The organism is uncultured Paraglaciecola sp. (genome assembly GCF_943787955.1).
Classification (GTDB): Bacteria; Pseudomonadota; Gammaproteobacteria; order Enterobacterales; family Alteromonadaceae; genus Paraglaciecola.
The window spans coordinates 113,579-134,168 of the sequence record NZ_CALSOK010000019.1 but is presented as its reverse complement, the minus strand read 5'-3'; the positions used below and the strand labels follow the sequence as shown (position 1 = coordinate 134,168).

Below are 20,590 nucleotides of genomic sequence, written 5' to 3'. Positions count from 1 at the left end.
AGCAGAAATACGCCAGCTTAAGGCAGAGGTCAAACGCATGACAGAAGAGCGTAACATCCTAAAGGAGGCCGCCGTGTACTTTGCAAGCGAGTCAAAGAAAAGTACACGTTCATAAAATCACGACTCCATGTTTATCGCGTTAACACCATGTTTATCGCGTTAACACCATGTGCAAGGTGTTAAATGTCCACCGCAGTGGTTTTTACGCTTGGTTGAAAGAGCCTCAATCTGATGCAGAAAAAGAAAATGTACGATTGCTTGAACGGATTAAAGCCAGTTATGTTCAAAGTGGCGGTGTGTATGGCATTCCACGCATCACACATGAGCTGCGTCGTTCGGGTGAAACATGCGGTGAAAACCGTGTGGCTAAGTTGATGAAGCAAGCCAAACTCAGAGCTAATATTGGTTATAAACGGCGCTACTTTAAGCCTTCTACGCTTCATATTGCAGCAGATAACCATCTATAGCAGCAATTTGTGGTGTGCGAGCCTGATACCGCTTGGGTTGGAGATATTACTTACATCAAGACTTAAGAGGGCTGGTTATATCTGGCTGTCGTATTGGACTTGTTCTCACGCAAAGTGATTGGTTGGTCAATGCAACCGACTATGACATCAGATATTGTGATTAAAGCACTGCTGATGGCCGTATGGCGACGACCCAAAGCAACACAGGTGATTGTTCATAGCGATCAAGGGAGCCAATATGCAAGCGGTGATTATCGAGATTTCCTAAAAGCGCATAATCTGACTCCGAGTAAGAGCAGACGAGGACATTGTCTAGATAACGCTGTGGCAGAAAGCTTTTTTCACTCTATTAAGACTGAACGTGTAAAGCGAAAAGTGTACGCAACCCGAAGTGAAGCCAAAGCAGATTTGTTTGATTACATAGAAGTGTTTTACAATCGAACTCGACTGCATAGCCATCTTGGCCATGTGTCTCCAGATGAATATGAAATCATGTATTCACAGGCAAGCTAAGTGTCTATAAAATTGGGGGAAGATCAAAAACACAAAGTTTATATAAAGAAAATAACAGTGTGAAAAAGCATAAAGCAAAAACAGAAATAACAAGCACGTTATCATAGCTTCTTAAAGGGACATCAGATTCAATACCAAAATGAGTAGCAATAACAAAAAATAAGTTATACGCAAAAATAAAACCAAGCACACAGCCAACACCACCAACTTTAGCCGATTTTGAGAAGAAATACGGCTTTAAATCTAACTGACTCTTTATAGCCCTAATTAAGATACGGATGCCCTCAAGTATGTATAACGCCCAGCTAAGCCGCCGGAACGGAGTTGATTGTTTTGTGCGAGCGTAGCGAAAAGCACAAAACGAGCAACGCAGTGGAGGTCGGTTTGAGCTGTTTGTTAAGCATTTTTACCACGCCACTGAATGAAATAGTAGATAGCAGCACCCACTAAACCTGAATATAAACATAATTTATGAAGTGCTGAGACTGATATTACACTAAGAAATGGGTTAGACAGAGTAACCGGATAAAACGGCTGGACGTCTGAATGCATAACACTATCCAATAGTACGTGACTAAAGCTACCTATGAATGCGCTTAGAAAAACAACCCACCACCTAATATTACTGTAAATGGACTTTTCTATTTGTAGTACCCAAAGGCCAAATTGCGATAAATACTTGCCCGTAAGAGCTGAAAATATTGCCAATACCGTCGCACCAACATATGTATGGGAGAAACCGTGTAAGTGCCCCTCACCGGATATAAGTACAAAGAGTGGTTGTATATCCATTACAATTTGAGTCCAACCGAAAACCATTAGACTAAAACTACCTTGTAAGATGCCCTTTAAAAATATTCCAGGCCCCATGTGTATTGGAGTAAATGGCACTCTTCTTCCTTTTAATGCTTAACGCCCAAAGCAGCGGCGCGCGTTAGCGCGTCCAGCCCGAAGGGCGATGCTGCCTTTGCTTGTTATAGGGTAACACACAGATATTCAAGGTGGCAGCTATATGCCAAGAGCTGACTATTCAGCCCTAGACTACCTCCTTGTATAAATTTATTACGCTGAACTTTTAAATCTGAATGTATGCGCCGCGCCATCAGATCTTAATGAATTGTTAAGCTGGCAGATCAAAGCTAATAAATAAAGAGGCTTAATAGCCTCTATTTTATACCTGAGACCGGTTGGGTTTAGTCAATTTTAATAATTTCATTTGATAATATTTCAGCGAGATACTTCATGCCATCAGTGGTTAGATGAGATTTATCTCTATATATTTGTTTTCCTTCAGGGGTAAGAGCTATGAACCCTCCATTTTTAGTAAGAGGAGAATACCAATCGATGAACCGAATATTTTCCTCTGCGGACACGGTATTTAGAAAGATTTCCATATTGATCTCTTTAGGTTTTTCCACATAATTAGAGAGGTTAACGTCCTTCACTGAGTCTTTGTTGATTATGCTTGGAACGGGGGCTATAAAGTTTGGTCTTGGAGAAAATAGATAAACATTTTTATTGCTGTTTCTAAAGAAATCTATCAATTCATCTAAATTCGACGCGGGTTGATTGTGCCAATTACTGCTTATAAATATATGCTTGTACTTTGACAATAACGACATGTCGAAACGCAGGGTATTCATTCTGTGAAAGTCTGGAGCTTTGGAAGAGGCTTCCTTTGGTGGTAGTGGTCTACAGCCAGCAGAGTTGAGAGTGGCAACATTTTTTGCTCCATAAGCGGAGAATAAAACTTCGGCTGCCTCTGGGCCCCAGCTATCACCTAGGTAGAATGTACTTCCCTTCAAGGCACCTGCTCCAAGTTTAAATCAGTGCTTAATTTGTACTTTGACTCGCCATTTAGAACACCTTTCTCATAGGTTTGCGCATGTCCATATATTTTTATTATCAGACTTTATATTAGCCTTAAAACTCGAGTTCACAGCGGTTGACTGCTGAATATCGTCAATTTTAATAGGGGTAGTCATTGTTGAGGTATAGATACCAATTAAGATGACAAATATTGATGAAGAAAATAGCCCGAGATTGACAAGAGACTTTCTTTTGGGCCAAAAAGATTGAGCCCTTTCCGCCTTGATTTTATGCAGCCGGCACTTCTTTTCAATTTTTTCGTGTAATACGTATGCGAAAAAAAAACGACAACACGATAGCCAGCCCCTGAATTATCAGGGTACTTCCGTAATTAATCTTTAATAGAATGATAATGGGCCAGTGGACCAAATAAAGTGAATAGGAAATCCTTCCTATATACCTGAATGGAAAGCTTGAGAGGCTAAAAATTGAGGTCTGTGTTTGTAGGCCAAATAAAATTAAGAACGAAGCTATCGTTGGGGTAATCATATTAATCAGGATTGACCCACTATCTCCGCTGACCAGACATACCAGCGCAAGAAAAGACAGGATGCCAACTATGAAAGATGATTCTCGCAGATAAATGTGCCCCTTCACGCCTGAAAGGTAGAAAGCCAATGCGCCGGCCGAAAATTGAAATATTCTAGAAGGCATTAGATAAAAGCTTGCTGATGGACCGGTGGTATCTATCATATAGAGCAAGGCAATACTTAGTAGAAGTAGTGCGATCAAAGCTTTTAAGGCGTACCGAGGCCGCCTAATGGCAACCACGTATAGAATGGCAGGCCAAATCAGATAAAACTGCTCTTCTACTGAAAGGGACCAAAAGTGCAAGAAAGGGTTAACGGAAAGCTCGTCAGACCAGTAACCGCTACTAAGATAAAAGTTTATATTTGCAAACGAAAAAATTGAAGATAAGGCTGATATGTAAAAATCGTCATTTGTTAGTTGGTTGGCGAAGACTTCAAATAATACTATGGTGGCTAATATTGTGACGGCTGATGCAGGGATTAATCGATGAAACCGATTTAAATAGAAATCTAATAGTTGCCCTTTCACCCCTCCTGAGATCAATACCTTGGATACAACATATCCTGAAATAACAAAGAAAAGATCAACACCTAGAAAGCCGCCTGGCAATAGATTCTCATCAACATGAAAAATTAATACCGCAAGCACAGCTATTGCCCTTAATCCTTCTAAATCCTTTAGGAAACTGTCACTTCTTTTGCTTGTCATTATAGGCCCATCTAAAAAGACGAATATTTTTATATTAAAATTCAACGCATGTATGGAAAATATGCAGCCGACATGAAGGAATTGCTATTCTAATGACCGCTTTAGGTCAATTACGGACTAGCTTCACCCTATAACGCCTTTAACAACAGCACGCCTCAGCGTGTCTGTCTGTTTGAACTTGTTAGTGCTTTTTGCTGGGTAACATAATCATCTAGAAGCTGCCTAATCAATTTTTTGATACTGCATATCATGTTGATTGGCTTGGTCTTTAAAGAAGTTGATGCTCTCAGTGCTAAGAGAGATCGTAATCTTTGTGCTTCTATTACGAAGAGAAAGTTCTTGAGGTGTCGGTAGAAAATCCGAAACCAGCTCTAAATTATTTAGCCGTTCGTTGCTATATTTTATTTTCTTGTTCATAAATCTTTTTACCTTTGCGCCAGTAGCCTGCGCCGAAGATTCTTATGCGATTTTTTTCGATACGTAAAAACGTACCGCCAGAATACCCTTCAGAAGTTTGGTCATACCCAAAAACAATAATATCGTTTCTCCTCATCACCATGTCCTAGATCTTCAGCAATAATGCGATTTTCATCAAAAAATGCGAATTGGGCCTCTGCAAACGAAACGGCATGCTTTAGCTGATTTTCACCATCCTTTGTGTCATCCCATTCAAAACTTGAATCGCTCATGCGCTGATATTGCCATAAATATGGCTAAATAGCCATACCGAAACCAAGACAGCACTAACGCTTCACATCACCGGCAGCAAAAAGCAGAGCGACGGAGGAGCGGCGCTTTTTGCTGTCCGAGTGCATGTGATTGTAATGCTGTGGAATTTGGGAAACGGTATCCAAATTGCTTAAGGTCAAGAACTGTTGTGGTTGAATTAACCGGACACTTCAATAAAGGATTATAATCCTGTTAATTGAGGTGAATATGACTAAACGAACAAATAAACATTATCCCGCAGAATTTAAACAAGAAGCGGTCGCTCTGGTAATAGAGCAAGACTATCCAATCGTACAAGCTGCTGCATCTTTAGGTGTGACAGACAAACTACTTTACAACTGGGTAGCTAAGCATAAGAAACAGGCACTAGGTGATGCATTATCTGGTGATGAACGGGCAGAGTTAATTCAGCTCAGGAAAGATAGTAAACGTCTACAAATGGAGCGTGAAATCCTAAAAAAGGCCAGTGCCTTCTTCGCGAAAGAAATGAAGTAAGATATTCTTTTATAAGTGAGCTTGATGCTAAGTATCCGGTGTCAGTTGCTTGTAAAGTGATGGAAGTGAGTTCGTCAGCATACTACGCATGGCTAAAAAAACCTGGTGAACTCATTAGCGCTCAAATGCTAAGACTGTATCGACGAGCCAAAGCATTATTCAAGGCAAGTCGAAACAGTTTAGGCAGCAGAGAGCTTGCTAAAGCACTACGCAAAGAAGGCTTTGAAATAACGCGGTATCGCGCCATTAAGTTAATGGAACGGCTTAAATTAGTTGTGACTCAGCGAATAGCTTATAAAGTGACAACCAAGCGCAAACACAGTGATGCTGTGGCTGACAACTTGCTAAATATGAATTTCAATCCTGTTGGACCCAATCAAATTTGGGCGGGTGATGTGTCCTATTTAAAGACTGGTGAGGGCTGGTTGTACTTAGCCATTGTCATGGATTTGTATTCACGCCGGATTGTGGGCTGGCATATATCAAAACGCATGACGCGTGATTTGGTCGAGCAAGCACTGACAAAGGCTCATAATTTACGCAAGCCAGCAAAGGTTTGGTGTTTCACAGTGACAGAGGCTCTCAGTACACGAGTAAAGGCTTTAGAAATCTACTGTCGCGATTAGAGTGTCGAGCTAGTATGGGAGATGTTGGAGCTTGCTGGGATAATGCTGTTGTGGAGCGCTTCTTTGGAAGTTTAAAGCATGATTGGTTGTTTAAAGTACCGCAGCCCACTCGAACACATATGCGAGAAGATGTTGCTAGGTACATGAAATATTATAATGTTGAGCGACTACATTCAGCTAATTTGGATCAATCGCCAATTGAATTTGAAAACTCCTTTAGAAAAGTGTCCGGTTGGACTTGACCAGAACAGACCCAACAATACAGGCATCCAAGTATCCCAGCTATAATTTCACCACTTTCTTCAATCTTATAATTGAGATTTATAAATGGATCAATCTGAGAGAACGGAACTTTCTCAGCATTAAATTTAACTAAACCATCCACTATGGTTTTAGCGTCACCTGTCTCGCATTCAATAATATTCATCAGCTATCTCGAGTGCATATATTACGCGTGAAATATAACGCCTAGTGAATGGACAGTATGTGGCGAAGCCACGGGTTATGCTGTCCAGCCGCAGGCGATCATTGACCGTTTTGTTATGCATTTTTGGCACATAGTTTATTCTACTGCCTTAAGTTTGTTGAAAGCTATATACAAAAGCCACAGAACAGAACCAGCTGACGCTATAGCAGAGCCCCAAAATATAAGCCCTAAGAATTTTGGCAGCAACGTATCGGGACAGCCCCACATGCAGAGCGGCCCATAAATTATAAAGCTTGCTCCACAAATAAATAATGCCACTAACAATGAAGCTGCCGGTTTACGCAAAACCCCTAATTTCTCCATATCTCTCTATGATGCATAACGCCGCCAGCACGGGACGGCGAAGCGGTATTGTATGTTAATGGAGCGTCAGCGTAATGCATAAAATACCAACGTAACTTTGGCGGTCCTTTTGACTGGCCTTGTTATATTTTACACTGGATTATGAGGCTGCAATACAATCACGTGTTGCTTATTGTTAGTACTTTGTTTGGTGCTTTATTTAGGTAATAATTTTCATTAAACTCTGAGTGAATCGACTAAATTTAAATGTAAAGTTTAGATATCCTTCTTTGAATATATTATCCTTATAAAATGGAAGCGAGAAACATTTTTTTAGTAGGGAGTCATGGCTTAGCATCGATGCTACAGCATGCTCTTTATATGGATGAGTAATAATATACACTTTAGGTAAGCCAGAAAGATAAGTCGCTCGTTTATAGTCTATTTTGTTATATCTTGATACGTGTATGTAGTATTCTGTTATGCCGTTCCATCTGTTTAATACTTTCGCCAAGTCAAAGTTTTTTTTAATACTTTCTGGCAGTTCGTTAAACTTCGCTAGCATCTTTTTGTGCGAATGTAGAATAGGGTCCTTCTGTCTTTTTACTTCGTTATAGCTCAAATAAGGGTATGGAGCGAAAGCCACCACTTGATCAGCGTCAAGGAGATGCCCAAGGAGCAATGCAGTATGGGCTCCCGCAGATACACCTGTAACGATTAAGGATTTGTAATTATTCTCAGAAATTACACTTTTAATATAGAGCAATAAGTCATCAAAACTTACGAAATCAGGATAAACACCTGCCAATGTTTTCATCTTTGTAGTATCTGATATTACAATTCTACTTGCATATTCCAATCCAGATTTTTTGAAAAAATCGTCTACAGGGAGGCTCAACTTGTTCCCATAACCAGTGACAGCGACAACAAGAGTATCTGATGTATTCAGTATTTTTATTACAGGCACTATAGTCTCTCATGTAAAATATAACGCCTTAATAACTGGCGTGTAGGTTAGTGTTATTTTTGCGCCTTTTTCTTTTGCAAAAATGATGACAACCGTAATACGTCCAGTTGATTAACTTGTTAAATATATTTTCCCAAGCAATATTCATAAACCTCATATTCAAGTCTGTTTAATTCTATAAATTGATCTTTAAAATTTTCTGGAATTTTTTGATCTCTATCTGTTTTATTTAAACTGGGAGTATCATTCATGAATTCAAATCCAAGTTTATTCGCTATCCGCTCAAGTGATTGGTCTAATTTTTCAGTTATTCCTATCTCTATAAAATATTCCTCACAAATATCTTTATAGTTTTCTAGTGTAACTTCTCTAGGGAAATGATTTAACATATTAGGCTTGGTACTTCTTAGGTATGTCTCAATATCTGATTTAGGAACTCTTGATTTGTCTTTCCAATTACCACCAACTTTTGAAACGAAAAAATAATGTGAAATTATAAGCTCATATGGATCTCTTAATATTGTGACAAATTGATTGGCTAATGGATAATAATCTTTCACACCAAATTTTCTTAATTTATTAAAGTGCCCATGTAAACATAGAGGATCTTTAGAACTGTTTAGTTTACATATGTCAATTTTTTCAGGCATTAACTGAAGTGGTCAAGTCATTTTGGCCACGGGTTTGTAGTATTTTCGATACCGATATTCCGATTCATTTGGTGTCAATCCACCATTATATGAATGCGGCCTAAACTCACTGTAATAGCCAATAATATAATCATTGATACCGTGCTTAGCTTCACTAAAACTACAATAGCCAGTTGTTGGTATCCATTCTGTTTTTAAGCTTCTAAAAAAGCGTTCCATTGGACTATTATCCCAGCAGTTTCCTCGTCGGCTCATACTTTGCGTTAATCGATATCGCCATACTAGCTGCCTAAATTGGCGACTTGTGTAGTGACTTCCTTGATCGCTATGGTACATCACCTCTTTAGGTCTTCCACGACTTTCAAATGCCATGGTCAACGCCTGACAGGTTAAATTACTATCAGGCGAATGACTCATCGCCCAACCAACGGGTTTTCTTGCAAATAAATCCATGACGACCGCTAAGTAAGCCCATCGGTTGCCTGTCCAAATATACGTCACATCGCCGCACCACAATTGATTAGGCTCAATGACGGCAAATTGCCTATCCAATATGTTCGGGATAGCCACATGCTCTTTAGTCGCCTTCTTGTAGGCATGTTGCGGTAGTTGGCAACTGACTAAATTCAACTTCTTCATGATATTACTGGCACGATAACGAGATAAAGGGAAACCATTGTCGGTTGCCATAATCGCTATCGTTCTTGCGCCCGCTGAGCCGTTGCTTTGCCGATGCACTTCTTTCACCTGGCCGTACAATTTAGCGACCTCTGGTGATAAGCGTCTATCTCGCCCAAGCCAATATTTGTAGGTGCTGCGGTGGACTCCAAATACCTCACATAGCACTTTTATCGAATAACGGCGTTCATCACTCTGACTCAGTTTCTCTACTAGAGAGAGTTGTTCATGGAGTCCGACATCAACAGAGCGGTAGCCTTTTTTAATATTTCCTTCTCAAGCTCAGCTCGCGCAAGCTTCTTCTTTAAATCCTTTATTTCTAGCTGGTCAGGCGTCATTGGGGTTTGCTCAACTCTCACGCCTTTACGTTCTTGTTGAAGTTGTTTTACCCACTTTCCTATCGTTGAAAAACCAACCCCCATTGCCTTAGCGGCTTCGTCGTGAGTGTAACTTTGATCAACAACCAGTTGTGCTGTTTCCAATCTAAATTCAGGACTAAAAGTCCGTCTTGTTCTTTTGCTCATCTTTGGCACCTAATCTTGCTATGCAAATAGCATAACATCTCTAGTTAGGTGGCCAAATTAACTATGCCACTTCAAACCCTTCTTGTTCATTATAATAGTGCTGGTGAAAGTTATCACCAAACCAAGACTTAAAAATTTCTTTGCTTGAACTCCCCGCAGCTTTAGGTATATGAATAACAATCAAAGGTTGATTTGAATCGTAATATCTCATTTTTATCCTTATATTTAACGCCCTAATAATGGGCAAAAAATTGTTGGCTAAAATGTTGAGGAACGAAAACAGCCAACTGTTTTTTGTCCTTATTAATTAGCTTGTTATGTGCTATGGCTAACAATTTAGTGTATGCAAAAAATAACCACTCGATTTTTCGAAACGTATGCTTGGTACAGATAATTTTTCCCCATTTATAATGATGTTGAGGTTTTCGATAGTTAGTACTTTAAAATCCTTGTTAGGTAACAAGATAGATTCAAAGTACTCATCTTCTGAAGTATCTAAATTATTTTTCATGATAGACCCAGCATGATACTCGGCTGTTTGATAATCATCGCCTCGGCTTACAACCCGAGCAAAGGAACTTATAGTTAAATCAATACTTGTATCTTCAGCGACTGCAATAATGGATTGTTGTGGCCAAATTACCTCGGTGCCTTCTGGTATTGTGAATATAACAGAGAAAAAACGTTTCTCTCCATATATACGAATTGAAAACTTGGCAATCACATCCTTAAAGTTCAATACCAGAGTATTATCTGCGCCGACCTCTCCTCTACAGGATTCCTTCTCAACAGAGCCACCGTCTGCACTTGGGAAGTAAAAGTCCTCGTTAATAACAGCACAAGAGCAAAGAGCTAACAAGGTTAATAAAGCAATCAGTATTTTCAAATCAACCTCCTGGCACATAACAGTTTATTATGCGTTTTATTGCACTGCATTCAATTCTCTAAACTATCTACTTTCTGCTAAAAGCAGTCATCTTACTCTTGCTGATGTTCAAATCGGTTACGACCTTTTTGCTTTGCCTGATATAGCAATTTATCGGCAGCTTCGATGAGTATTGATGAATGTGTTTCTTCTATAGGAATGATAGTGCTAACTCCAGCGCTAATCGTAACTATATCACCGACAGTGGAAAGTTCATGTGGAAGCTTCTGTTGCTTGACTGCACTGAAACATTGCTCGGCTAATTGGCGCGCTTGTGTTTCGTTTGTTGCGGGAAGCAACAAAAAAAACTCTTCACCACCGTATCGGCCAAATAAATCCATTGCCCGCTTTGATACCCCGCATAATGCCTTTGCAACCTGCTTCAGACACTCATCACCTCGCTGATGCCCGTAAAAATCGTTGTACTGCTTAAAATAATCAATATCGAACATTATTAATGACAACGATGACCTGTCTCTTTGAGCGCGTTTCCATTCTCTATCCAGAGTTTGATCAAACATTCTTCTGTTAGCGATTCCGGTCAATCCATCCTGAAATGAAAGCTGTTCCATTTCTTTGTAAAGGCGCGCGAGTTCCTCTTCTGCTTGTTTGTGATCAGTAATATCTTCAACACTCGACCAAATGTATCTCTCACCTTCTATTTCTACAATCTGACCCGATAACCGTACAGGAATAAAATGACCGTCCGCATGAATATACTCCTTCTCATAGGGGCCGTATCTTCCTGTCTTTTCTAGACTCTCCACTTGAGCCTTTTCTTGCGATGCATACTTCTCTGGAGTGATTTGCCAATAGGTGAGTGTTAGCGCCTCCTCAATCGTCCTTCCTAGTAATTCAGCAAATGCGCTATTTACATCAACTAAGTTTCCGTTCATTCGGCACAATGCTAGCCCAATAACAGTTTTTTCGAAGAGCATGCGGCTATAATTTTCACTTAGTTGCACAGTTTCTTACGCTCCTTCGATAAATTCATTCGAATGTCCTAATATCTGGTGCGGATCGAAAACTAATATTCATATACACATAACGCTTCAAAGCACAGACGCGCGCTTATTGCGCGTCTGAGTGGCTTTGTTTGTTAGTATTTGTTTTAAACAGATTTTAGATCTTCCATAACCAGAAGTAAGAATGTAGCAATTGGGCCCAGTAGCAAAGAAATTAAAAACCAATTTAAGCCTTTGCGACCTTTACCTTGCGCTAAACCTGCATTGATTAAAGCTAGGGTTCCCCAGCCAACGAAGTATGAGCCTGAACTTGAAATGGTTTCCATAATTTGAGATATCCTTAATGAATACTAACTTTAAGCTTTGGGGCGCAGGCACGGGGCTATAATCGCGAAGCGGCCTCGTGTATGCGTCCCAACGACCGAAGGGAGTGCCAACAGCGTTTTGTTAGAACTGCGTCTAAACAGCACAGTATTCTTTTGCTTGTTCATAGTTTTGTGCGTCTTCAATATAAAAGTCTAGCTGTACGGTACGGATGATAGGAGCTTTGCTGTGGTTGTAATTTGTAGGCTCCCAAGTCCAATTTCTTAATGCCGCCTTTGAAGGTGTGACAAAAGCTTTAGTTGGATAGCTTTCCAACAATACAGAATTAACAGTATTGCACATAGAGTCTATTGTGATTTGAAATCGAGAACAGCCTGCAATTTTATTTTTTGCTACGGAAACAGGATATTTGGGAGTAACCAGTCGTAATGCAACCCAATACTTCTCTGCTTCCTCTTTACTTTGAGTTAGGTTTATTGCGCCAGAGTCTGTTGTGGTTGAATTAACCGGACACTTCAATAAAGGATTATAATCCTGTTAATTGAGGTGAATATGACTAAACGAACAAATAAACATTATCCCGCAGAATTTAAACAAGAAGCGGTCGCTCTGGTAATAGAGCAAGACTATCCAATCGTACAAGCTGCTGCATCTTTAGGTGTGACAGACAAACTACTTTACAACTGGGTAGCTAAGCATAAGAAACAGGCACTAGGTGATGCATTATCTGGTGATGAACGGGCAGAGTTAATTCAGCTCAGGAAAGATAGTAAACGTCTACAAATGGAGCGTGAAATCCTAAAAAAGGCCAGTGCCTTCTTCGCGAAAGAAATGAAGTAAGATATTCTTTTATAAGTGAGCTTGATGCGAAGTATCCGGTGTCAGTTGCTTGTAAAGTGATGGAAGTGAGTTCGTCAGCATACTACGCATGGCTAAAAAAACCTGGTGAACTCATTAGCGCTCAAATGCTAAGACTGTATCGACGAGCCAAAGCATTATTCAAGGCAAGTCGAAACAGTTTAGGCAGCAGAGAGCTTGCTAAAGCACTACGCAAAGAAGGCTTTGAAATAACGCGGTATCGCGCCATTAAGTTAATGGAACGGCTTAAATTAGTTGTGACTCAGCGAATAGCTTATAAAGTGACAACCAAGCGCAAACACAGTGATGCTGTGGCTGACAACTTGCTAAATATGAATTTCAATCCTGTTGGACCCAATCAAATTTGGGCGGGTGATGTGTCCTATTTAAAGACTGGTGAGGGCTGGTTGTACTTAGCCATTGTCATGGATTTGTATTCACGCCGGATTGTAGGTTGGCATATATCAAAACGCATGACGCGTGATTTGGTCGAGCAAGCACTGACAAAGGCTCATAATTTACGCAAACCACCAAAAGGTTTGGTGTTTCACAGTGACAGAGGCTCTCAGTACACGAGTAAAGGCTTTAGAAATCTACTGTCGCGATTAGAGTGTCGAGCTAGTATGGGAGATGTTGGAGCTTGCTGGGATAATGCTGTTGTGGAGCGCTTCTTTGGAAGTTTAAAGCATGATTGGTTGTTTAAAGTACCGCAGCCCACTCGAACACATATGCGAGAAGATGTTGCTAGGTACATGAAATATTATAATGTTGAGCGACTACATTCAGCTAATTTGGATCAATCGCCAATTGAATTTGAAAACTCCTTTAGAAAAGTGTCCGGTTGGACTTGACCAGAACACCAAAACTCTGTCCAAACAAAGAATGTTTTGGTAACTTTTTACCGGAATTCCCGAAAAGCCAAGGAGTCCTGTCAGACTTTGCGTGCCATGAATCAATTCTACCCTTGTAGTTGTTAAGTTCATTGTATGCCTTGTTTTTATCGTCGAATGCCTCAGATAAGGGTTCTTTTAACTCAGAGAGACTCTCAAAAAGTAATTTTTTCTTCGAAAAAAGCTCCTCCTTCTTAGCATAAATCTCATTAAGCTCTTTCTTATAATTCCTCAGGAAGAACGAAAGCAAATGTTGTGTTTTATTTGCCTCTGCTTCGTGTCGCTTATTATTATTTTCTTTTTCGAGTATTGATGCATTGAATTTCGAGTTTGCTTCAGACTCTATCTTTTCAAGTAATTTCGATTTTTCAATATTTAGATGTTTTGTCGAAAACCGTCTTTGTGCCTGCCGTTCATGCTCGTCGCGTTGCTGGCGCTCATACCGAGGAGAATCCAGATGTATTCTTGTATCCTGAAAAAAACGTTTAATCCGATCAAACATCTGATGTCTTTATAGCCTAACGCCACATTAAGAGGAAATTTATAGTTGGCTAAAATAAGCGACGCAGGAGCAAAAGCCAACTGTTTTTTGTCCTTGTTTAATTTCTTGATATGTTTATAGGGACACGCCAAAATTAATAAAGCTCTAGCCTCGTATTCTGTATTTTTATAAATACGGTTTATCACAAGGTAAAAGGCATAACACAAGGAAAATTAGAAAGCTGATAATAAGAATAAGGGTAATATAAATTTAAAGCATTGCTAGAGCAAAAATTAATATGTTCAATTTCCCCCTCTTCATGGTCTTTTATTAAATGATACAATTCCACCTCTGCATTTTGTAATAGGTTAATATGGCTAGATCCTTTATTTTTATTATTGAAGTGTATATTCAAATTGTTTAAATAATATAACGGATACATATTATAAAGGGAGTAGCTAACGGGATTATATCTTTTCAACTCCAATGGCTGAAAGCCATTATTATCTATTTGTTTTTTAAGACGTTCTGAATAAGACTGCTCAAGAATACAAGAAGCCACCTGTGATTTATTAACTGCCAGACCAATGTAGCATAACAAGACATCTACCCATGAGCCCCTATTGTTTTCTCTTAAAATTTCATTAAACCCACTAAGTGAAGACAGTATCCATTTTGCAAATTGTACTAGCCAAGAAACAACCTCTTTTTCTATTACATACCCCATTTTATGCTTTAACAGAGCAATCGCATCAAATAATAATATAAGCCACCTAGAATCAATAATGCCATGTCCCTTGTTAGCTCCACTCCATGGCCTAATTTGCGCATATATCATGTGTGGGTTCATTCTGGTATTTTGATCAACAAACCAAATATTCAATTGCATGTGAATATACTCAATATACTTTTTATCATTATTTTTGATGCTTGCTAATACTAATAAATGAATTCTCGCGCACAATTGTGCCAATTTAGGTTTATCTGAACGTTCAGCTAGAAATGGATTTGAACGGCTATCCCTATATTCAGCTTTAACTGTACTTTTTTTCATTGGATGTTCATTATTAATTTGCCAATAATAAGGAGCAAATGAAATATAATTTTGAGGATTAATACAAAGTGTATCTAAGTGTTTTTTGGTAATATTTAGATAAGGTTTGGTTAATAACTCATCAGCTTCATCAATTAACAATGATGATTCAACTTGGTTAATATTATTTGAATATTGTTCCGCAAGACTTTGAAAGTATGAATGTGAAAAGTACTCTTTAGTGTCATCAATATTAGATAATATTTTACGGCATGAACTCCGATAATTAAACAATACCCTCTTAAACGAATAACTATTATGTAGATTTTTAAAAGTTACAAAGTTCAATTGATTTCCTTTTACTTCGGCTTGTAAATAAATTGATAGCAAAAAACATAACGCCCAGCTAAGCCGCCGGAACGAAGTTGATTGTTTTGTGCGAGCGTAGCGAAAAGCACAAAACGAGCAACGCAGTGGAGGTCGGTTTGAGCTGTTTGTTAAGCATTTTTACCACGCCACTGAATGAAATAGTGATAGCAGCACCCACTAAACCTGAATATAAACATAATTTATGAAGTGCTGAGTCTGATATTACACTAAGAAATGGGTTAGACAGAGTAACCGGATAAAACGGCTGGACGTCTGAATGAATAACACTATCCAATAGTACGTGACTAAAGCTACCTATGAATGCGCTTAGAAAAACAACCCACCACCTAATATTACTGTAAATGGACTTTTCTATTTGTAGTACCCAAAGGCCAAATTGCGATAAATACTTGCCCGTAAGAGCTGAAAATATTGCCAATACCGTCGCACCAACATATGTATGGGAGAAACCGTGTAAGTGCCCCTCACCGGATATAAGTACAAAGAGTGGTTGTATATCCATTACAATTTGAGTCCAACCGAAAACCATTAGACTAAAACTACCTTGTAAGATGCCCTTTAAAAATATTCCAGGCCCCATGTGTATTGGAGTAAATGGCACTCTTCTTACTTTTAATGCTTAAGAGTTTATTAGTCGGAAATCGGATTAAGCGCGGATTCAATTCGACTTAAAACTTCCGAAAAAGTAAAAATATAATTTATCGTTTCATAGTCTTAGCGCATATGAAAGTCATTTTCAGGATGTTTCTGACAAGTGGAAACCGCTATTCCGGTTAAATACGAAATTTCATAAAAATATGCTTTGACTTTAAGCCCATATCTAACAATAACCTACAAGAGAAATATGATAACAAGTGCCACACATTTTGCGTGAGTTCCCCATAAAACATTGGCAATATTTCAAATATTTATTATAACTGTATATATATACAGTTAATTGAGATATTTTAATGTCAGCCTTTATCGAGTCAATTCGCTTAGAAATTCGTACCCGTCACTACAGCCTAAAAACAGAAAAAACCTATCTGTATTGGTGTCGGCATTTTATTCGTTTTAATAATTTAAAACATCCAAATACGATGGCTAATGTTGAAATAGAGCGTTTCCTAAATCATCTGGCAATAAATCGTGGTGTTAGCGCAGCAACGCAAAACCTAGCGCTTTGCGCCATTGTTTTTATGTATAAACGTGTTTTGAATACAGAATTAGTGGATTTGAAATATCGATATGCCAAAGCCCCTAAAAATTTGCCGACCGTTTTAAGTGCTGATGAGGTCAAGGCGGTGCTTAGTTACCTTAAAGGGAAGTATTGGTTGGTCACGGCAATATTATACGGTTGTGGCTTGCGAATAAGTGAGGCATTGAGGATCCGCATAAAAGATATTGATTTTAGCCACCATTCTATTTTTGTGTTTCGCGGTAAAGGTGGTAAGGATCGCTATACCTTATTACCTGATTCGTTATGCAGTGCTATCAAACAACAGATTGATTTAAGCATTAGAATGCATGCTCAAGACCTAAAAGATGACTATGGATTGGCTTCTCTGCCCCCATCATTAATGCGCAAATACGGGAATGCAGCAAAACAAACTAGTTGGCAATATCTTTTCCCTTCTATCAATAGGTGCGTGCACCCCATAGATGGGTATATAAGCAGGCATCACATTCACGAATCGTCTTATTCAAAAGCGTTAAGAGCTGCGGTTAGGCAAAGCGGTATATTAAAAAGAGTCACTGCCCACACTTTCCGGCACTCATTCGCCACTCGACTTTTACAGACTGGTAACGATATTCGAACTGTTCAGGAATTACTTGGTCACAGTGATTTGCGTACTACCGAAATTTACACGCACGTTATTGGCAATAGACGGGCAGGCACAATAAGCCCCATTGATTTACCCGAACAGCGCGTTATCTGCTAGCAATACCAATCCCTTGGTATTGCTAAAAAAGATCCAATAACAAGATGCTATTCAAGTAATGCAATATCCACAATATCAAGCAAGCTACGATCCACTATCAATTTTTTGGCATTCTCAATATCCGGTGAAAAGTATCGGTCTTTGTCGTAAAAAGATACTTTTGTACGTAAAAGGGCTTTCACTGATTTGAGTTTGTCACTGGTTTCAAGCGGTGCTCTAAAGTCTAATCCTTGGCTAGCCGCCAACCATTCTATGGCTAAAATACCCGCTACGTTGTCAAAAATATCCCATAAACGTCTCCCCGCAAAGGTGGCCATAGAGACATGGTCCTCTTGATTAGCCGATGTGGGCAATGAATCGATTGATGCAGGGTGCGCGAGGGTTTTATTTTCGCTGGCAAGGGCGGCACTGGTGACTTGTGCGATCATAAAACCCGAATTCACCCCACCGTTATCCACTAAAAAGGGCGGCAGTCCACTTAGGTGCGAGTCAATCAATAACGCCATACGTCTTTCAGACAAGGCACCAATTTCAGATAAGGCAATGGCTAACATGTCTGAGGTCATAGCAACGATTTCAGCGTGAAAATTACCACCTGAGAGGATATCGCCACTGTCGGCAAACACTAATGGATTATCGGATACGCCATTCGCTTCTACTACAAGCGTCTGTGCGGCAAAACGCATGTGTTGCAAACAAGCTCCCATCACTTGGGGTTGGCATCTTAGTGAATAGGGATCTTGGACTTTTGCACAGCCTTCGTGAGAGTGGCCAATAGCCGATTCTTTTAATAAACCTCGATAAGCTGCCGCCACATCAGTTTGTGCTTGATGGCCGCGCACCTCATGAATGCGTTCATCAAATGGCACTCTAGAGCCAAGCGCTGCCTCCACACTTAATGCACCTATGGCAACACTGCAATTTAAAGCATTTTCGGCACAAAATAGCCCTTTTAAGGAAAAGGCAGTAGACGCCTGTGTCCCGTTAAGTAAGGCTAGCCCTTCTTTCGGCGCTAACGCAATTTTCTCAAGTCCTGCTATTTTTAAAGCATGCTCTGCTGATATTCGGGTACCTTGATAAATGACTTCGCCTTCCCCCAGTAATACCACACTCATATGTGCCAGAGGGGCTAAGTCACCCGAAGCTCCCACAGAGCCTTTTTCAGGAATAGCAGGGTAGATTTCCTTGTTATACAAGGTGATCAGGGCTTCGATGACTTGAAGACGAATACCTGAATACCCACGGGACAGCGAATTTATTTTAAGCAATAACAACAAACGCACTACATCTTCAGACATAAAATTGCCAATACCCGCGGCATGCGACAACACGATACTGCGTTGCAAAAGCTCTAACTCCGACACATCAATTTTAGTGTTAGCTAATAAACCAAAACCGGTGTTGATCCCATACACAGTTCTGTCTTGTTCAATGACTTCCAACACCACCTGTTCTGCTTTATGGATAGCTTCATGGGCATCGGGTGACAAAGCAATAGGGATATGCTGACGATGCACGTCTCTTAATTGCGATAGGGTGAGTTGACCCGGTTGAATAACAATTCGCTGCATTATTGGTGTCCTTGTTTTTCTATCACTTCATCTTTTACCTTTTCTAACATGGGTAGGTCTAAGTTGTGTTTCTGCGCACACTCTTTGGCTAGGTCATAACCCGCGTCAGCATGACGCATGACGCCGGTAGCGGGGTCGTTGTGTAACACTCTGGCGATACGCTTGGCAGCGTCGTCGGTGCCATCACACAGAATGACCACACCAGAATGTTGACTGAAACCCATGCCTACACCACCACCATGATGCAGACTTACCCAGGTTGCGCCACCAGCGGTATTGAGCATTGCGTTGAGTATTGGCCAATCAGATACCGCATCAGAGCCATCTAACATGTTTTCAGTTTCACGATTAGGTGAAGCAACTGAACCTGAGTCTAGATGATCGCGGCCAATCACAATGGGCGCGGATAGTTCACCTGTTCTGACCATTTCATTAAAGGCCAAACCAAGCATTTGCCTTTCACCCAGGCCCACCCAACAAATACGAGCGGGTAAACCCTGAAATTGAATACGCTCTCTGGCCATATCTAACCATTGATGTAAGTGTGCATTATCTGGAATAAGCTCTTTTACTTTTGCATCGGTTTTATAGATATCCTCTGGATTGCCAGATAATGCTACCCAACGAAATGGGCCAATGCCTTGGCAAAACAGGGGTCTGATGTAGGCTGGCACAAACCCTGGGAAATCAAAGGCATTTTTTACGCCTTCTTCTAATGCCATTTGGCGGATGTTGTTACCGTAATCCAGCGTCACCGCACCTTTAGATTGCAGATCTAACATGGCTTTAACCTGTACAGCCATGGATTGTTTAGCGGCTTTGACAACTGCAAACTCATCAGATTGACGCATGCTTTGTGCTTGAGTCAGACTCCAGCCTTGAGGTAAGTATCCATTTAATGGATCGTGCGCGCTGGTTTGGTCTGTCACCACATCAGGCGTCACATTACGTATGACCAATGCTGGAAAAACATCTGCAGCGTTGGCTAATAAACCAATAGAAACCGCTGCTCCTGCCACATTCGCCTCGTGTAATAACGCAAGAGCATGGTCTAAGTCTTGGGCTTTTTTATCTAAGTACCCTGTTTTTATCCGAAAATCGATGCGACTTTCGTCCACATCAATGGCCAACATGGAAAAACCAGCCATAGTGGCAGCAAGGGGTTGCGCACCTCCCATCCCACCCAAGCCACCGGTTAATATCCAGCGGCCTTTCGCCTCACCATTAAAGTGTTGTTTTGCCACACTCACAAAAGTTTCATAAGTGCCCTGCACTATGCCTTGTGAACCGATGTATATCCAAGATCCAGCCGTCATCTGCCCATACATCATCAGGCCTTGTTTATCTAAGGCATTAAAATGTTCCCAATTTGCCCAGTGTGGTACTAGGTTTGAGTTAGCAATAATTACCCGGGGTGCATTTTCGTGAGTAGGAAACACACCAACAGGCTTACCACTTTGTATAAGCAATGTTTCATCCGTATTCAGGCGTTTGAGTACTTCAACAATTTTGTCGTAACTCTGCCAGTCTCTAGCGGCGCGCCCAATGCCACCATACACCACCAGACTCTGGGGATGCTCGGCCACTTCCGCGTCAAGGTTATTCATTAACATTCTAAGAGGCGCTTCTGTCTGCCAACTCTTAGCGTTGAGTTGATTGCCTCTAGGTGCGCGGATAATGCGACTGGGTTCATGACGATTCATAA

Annotated in this window: 21 protein-coding genes and 2 pseudogenes; 4 read left to right on the top strand and 19 right to left on the bottom strand. The window is 40.3% G+C overall.

The window, feature by feature from the left end; translation table 11 throughout:
* Positions 1–905 (top strand): annotated as a pseudogene (locus Q0Y52_RS17160) (IS3 family transposase); the annotation flags it as partial.
* A 471-nt stretch (positions 906–1,376) separates the two neighbouring features.
* Here the strand turns inward: Q0Y52_RS17160 and Q0Y52_RS17155 are convergent.
* From Q0Y52_RS17155 to Q0Y52_RS19630, 6 genes are all read right to left on the bottom strand, one after another.
* The gene (locus tag Q0Y52_RS17155; RefSeq protein ID WP_297823751.1) at positions 1,377–1,871 is read right to left on the bottom strand and encodes a metal-dependent hydrolase; all 495 of its coding nucleotides are present in this window, start codon (positions 1,869–1,871) and stop codon (positions 1,377–1,379) included.
* Between the two features lie 302 nt (positions 1,872–2,173).
* Positions 2,174–2,785 carry an SGNH hydrolase domain-containing protein gene (locus Q0Y52_RS17150; protein ID WP_297823750.1) on the bottom strand — a complete coding sequence of 204 codons (612 nt, stop codon included), beginning with the start codon at positions 2,783–2,785 and terminating at the stop codon, positions 2,174–2,176.
* Positions 2,786–3,098: 313 nt separating this feature from the next.
* Positions 3,099–4,088: an acyltransferase gene (locus Q0Y52_RS17145; RefSeq protein ID WP_297823749.1), complete on the bottom strand. Its 990-nt coding sequence runs from the start codon at positions 4,086–4,088 to the stop codon at positions 3,099–3,101.
* Between the two features lie 222 nt (positions 4,089–4,310).
* The gene (locus tag Q0Y52_RS19635; protein ID WP_366939309.1) at positions 4,311–4,505 is read right to left on the bottom strand and encodes a hypothetical protein; all 195 of its coding nucleotides are present in this window, start codon (positions 4,503–4,505) and stop codon (positions 4,311–4,313) included.
* Positions 4,483–4,641, bottom strand: a complete 159-nt coding sequence (locus tag Q0Y52_RS17140) for a hypothetical protein (RefSeq protein ID WP_297823748.1) — start codon at positions 4,639–4,641, stop codon at positions 4,483–4,485. Before Q0Y52_RS17140 ends, Q0Y52_RS19635 begins: the two co-directional genes overlap by 23 nt.
* A complete protein-coding gene (locus Q0Y52_RS19630; RefSeq protein ID WP_366939308.1) occupies positions 4,607–4,777 on the bottom strand; it encodes a BrnT family toxin in 171 nt (56 codons plus the stop codon). The genes Q0Y52_RS17140 and Q0Y52_RS19630 overlap by 35 nt, the downstream gene beginning before the upstream one ends.
* A gap of 247 nt (positions 4,778–5,024) precedes the next feature.
* On the opposite strand from Q0Y52_RS19630, the pseudogene Q0Y52_RS17135 reads away from it, so the two are divergent.
* Positions 5,025–6,180 (top strand): annotated as a pseudogene (locus tag Q0Y52_RS17135) (IS3 family transposase).
* Positions 6,181–6,927: 747 nt separating this feature from the next.
* On the opposite strand, the gene Q0Y52_RS17130 reads toward Q0Y52_RS17135, so the two are convergent.
* The 8 genes from Q0Y52_RS17130 to Q0Y52_RS17095 all read right to left on the bottom strand — a co-directional run bounded on the left by Q0Y52_RS17130 (position 6,928) and on the right by Q0Y52_RS17095 (position 12,259).
* Entirely contained in the window at positions 6,928–7,674 is a 747-nt protein-coding gene (locus Q0Y52_RS17130) for a hypothetical protein (RefSeq protein WP_297823747.1), read from the bottom strand.
* 119 nt (positions 7,675–7,793) lie between these two features.
* A complete protein-coding gene (locus tag Q0Y52_RS17125; protein WP_297823746.1) occupies positions 7,794–8,324 on the bottom strand; it encodes a hypothetical protein in 531 nt (176 codons plus the stop codon).
* 12 nt (positions 8,325–8,336) lie between these two features.
* A protein-coding gene (locus Q0Y52_RS17120; RefSeq protein WP_297817896.1) for an IS3 family transposase occupies positions 8,337–9,526 on the bottom strand; the annotation gives its coding sequence in 2 pieces (ribosomal slippage) (positions 8,337–9,268 and positions 9,268–9,526; 1,191 coding nt in all).
* Positions 9,527–9,587: 61 nt separating this feature from the next.
* On the bottom strand, positions 9,588–9,737 hold the full coding sequence (locus Q0Y52_RS17115) for a hypothetical protein (RefSeq protein ID WP_297823745.1): 150 nt from the start codon (positions 9,735–9,737) through the stop codon (positions 9,588–9,590).
* A 117-nt stretch (positions 9,738–9,854) separates the two neighbouring features.
* Positions 9,855–10,412: a hypothetical protein gene (locus Q0Y52_RS17110; protein ID WP_297823744.1), complete on the bottom strand. Its 558-nt coding sequence runs from the start codon at positions 10,410–10,412 to the stop codon at positions 9,855–9,857.
* Positions 10,413–10,504: 92 nt separating this feature from the next.
* Positions 10,505–11,416: a sensor domain-containing diguanylate cyclase gene (locus Q0Y52_RS17105; protein ID WP_297823743.1), complete on the bottom strand. Its 912-nt coding sequence runs from the start codon at positions 11,414–11,416 to the stop codon at positions 10,505–10,507.
* Positions 11,417–11,562: 146 nt separating this feature from the next.
* Positions 11,563–11,742, bottom strand: a complete 180-nt coding sequence (locus Q0Y52_RS17100; RefSeq protein ID WP_297823742.1) for an antitermination protein NusB — start codon at positions 11,740–11,742, stop codon at positions 11,563–11,565.
* 133 nt (positions 11,743–11,875) lie between these two features.
* Positions 11,876–12,259 carry an energy transducer TonB gene (locus Q0Y52_RS17095; RefSeq protein ID WP_297823741.1) on the bottom strand — a complete coding sequence of 128 codons (384 nt, stop codon included), beginning with the start codon at positions 12,257–12,259 and terminating at the stop codon, positions 11,876–11,878.
* 33 nt (positions 12,260–12,292) lie between these two features.
* Between Q0Y52_RS17095 and Q0Y52_RS17090 the strand changes: the two genes are divergently transcribed.
* Positions 12,293–13,449, top strand: a protein-coding gene (locus Q0Y52_RS17090) for an IS3 family transposase (RefSeq protein ID WP_297816341.1) whose coding sequence is annotated in 2 segments (ribosomal slippage) — positions 12,293–12,539 and positions 12,539–13,449 — 1,158 coding nt in all. Because the reading frame shifts where the segments join, the coding sequence is not laid out codon by codon here.
* On the opposite strand, the gene Q0Y52_RS17085 is transcribed toward Q0Y52_RS17090, so the two are convergent.
* The 3 genes from Q0Y52_RS17085 to Q0Y52_RS17075 all read right to left on the bottom strand — a co-directional run bounded on the left by Q0Y52_RS17085 (position 13,424) and on the right by Q0Y52_RS17075 (position 15,993).
* Positions 13,424–13,990 carry a hypothetical protein gene (locus tag Q0Y52_RS17085; RefSeq protein WP_297823740.1) on the bottom strand — a complete coding sequence of 189 codons (567 nt, stop codon included), beginning with the start codon at positions 13,988–13,990 and terminating at the stop codon, positions 13,424–13,426. The two genes, Q0Y52_RS17090 and Q0Y52_RS17085, sit on opposite strands and share 26 nt — an antisense overlap.
* A 181-nt stretch (positions 13,991–14,171) precedes the next feature.
* Positions 14,172–15,350, bottom strand: a complete 1,179-nt coding sequence (locus tag Q0Y52_RS17080; RefSeq protein WP_297823739.1) for an alginate lyase family protein — start codon at positions 15,348–15,350, stop codon at positions 14,172–14,174.
* A 58-nt stretch (positions 15,351–15,408) separates the two neighbouring features.
* On the bottom strand, positions 15,409–15,993 hold the full coding sequence (locus tag Q0Y52_RS17075; protein WP_297823738.1) for a metal-dependent hydrolase: 585 nt from the start codon (positions 15,991–15,993) through the stop codon (positions 15,409–15,411).
* 349 nt (positions 15,994–16,342) lie between these two features.
* Here Q0Y52_RS17075 and Q0Y52_RS17070 point away from each other — a divergent pair, with 349 nt between their 5' ends.
* The gene (locus tag Q0Y52_RS17070; protein ID WP_366939307.1) at positions 16,343–17,314 is read left to right on the top strand and encodes an integron integrase; all 972 of its coding nucleotides are present in this window, start codon (positions 16,343–16,345) and stop codon (positions 17,312–17,314) included.
* A gap of 47 nt (positions 17,315–17,361) precedes the next feature.
* Here the strand turns inward: Q0Y52_RS17070 and hutH are convergent, their stop codons facing one another.
* Together hutH and hutU are read right to left on the bottom strand one after the other, a co-directional pair.
* Positions 17,362–18,885 carry a histidine ammonia-lyase gene (gene hutH / locus Q0Y52_RS17065; protein WP_297823737.1) on the bottom strand — a complete coding sequence of 508 codons (1,524 nt, stop codon included), beginning with the start codon at positions 18,883–18,885 and terminating at the stop codon, positions 17,362–17,364.
* A complete protein-coding gene (gene hutU / locus Q0Y52_RS17060) occupies positions 18,885–20,588 on the bottom strand; it encodes a urocanate hydratase (RefSeq protein WP_297823736.1) in 1,704 nt (567 codons plus the stop codon). The genes hutH and hutU overlap by 1 nt, the downstream gene beginning before the upstream one ends.
* Between the last annotated feature and the right edge of the window lie 2 nt (positions 20,589–20,590).

Coding starts and splice junctions, on each gene's coding strand:
- Q0Y52_RS17145 (WP_297823749.1), bottom strand. CDS start 4,088: ATGACAAGCAAAAGAAGTGACAGTTTCCTAAAGGATTTAGAAGGATTA.
- Q0Y52_RS19635 (WP_366939309.1), bottom strand. CDS start 4,505: ATGAACAAGAAAATAAAATATAGCAACGAACGGCTAAATAATTTAGAG.
- Q0Y52_RS17140 (WP_297823748.1), bottom strand. CDS start 4,641: ATGAGGAGAAACGATATTATTGTTTTTGGGTATGACCAAACTTCTGAA.
- Q0Y52_RS19630 (WP_366939308.1), bottom strand. CDS start 4,777: ATGAGCGATTCAAGTTTTGAATGGGATGACACAAAGGATGGTGAAAAT.
- Q0Y52_RS17125 (WP_297823746.1), bottom strand. CDS start 8,324: ATGCCTGAAAAAATTGACATATGTAAACTAAACAGTTCTAAAGATCCT.
- Q0Y52_RS17115 (WP_297823745.1), bottom strand. CDS start 9,737: ATGAGATATTACGATTCAAATCAACCTTTGATTGTTATTCATATACCT.
- Q0Y52_RS17100 (WP_297823742.1), bottom strand. CDS start 11,742: ATGGAAACCATTTCAAGTTCAGGCTCATACTTCGTTGGCTGGGGAACC.
- Q0Y52_RS17085 (WP_297823740.1), bottom strand. CDS start 13,990: ATGTTTGATCGGATTAAACGTTTTTTTCAGGATACAAGAATACATCTG.
- Q0Y52_RS17070 (WP_366939307.1), top strand. CDS start 16,343: ATGTCAGCCTTTATCGAGTCAATTCGCTTAGAAATTCGTACCCGTCAC.
- hutH (WP_297823737.1), bottom strand. CDS start 18,885: ATGCAGCGAATTGTTATTCAACCGGGTCAACTCACCCTATCGCAATTA.
- hutU (WP_297823736.1), bottom strand. CDS start 20,588: ATGAATCGTCATGAACCCAGTCGCATTATCCGCGCACCTAGAGGCAAT.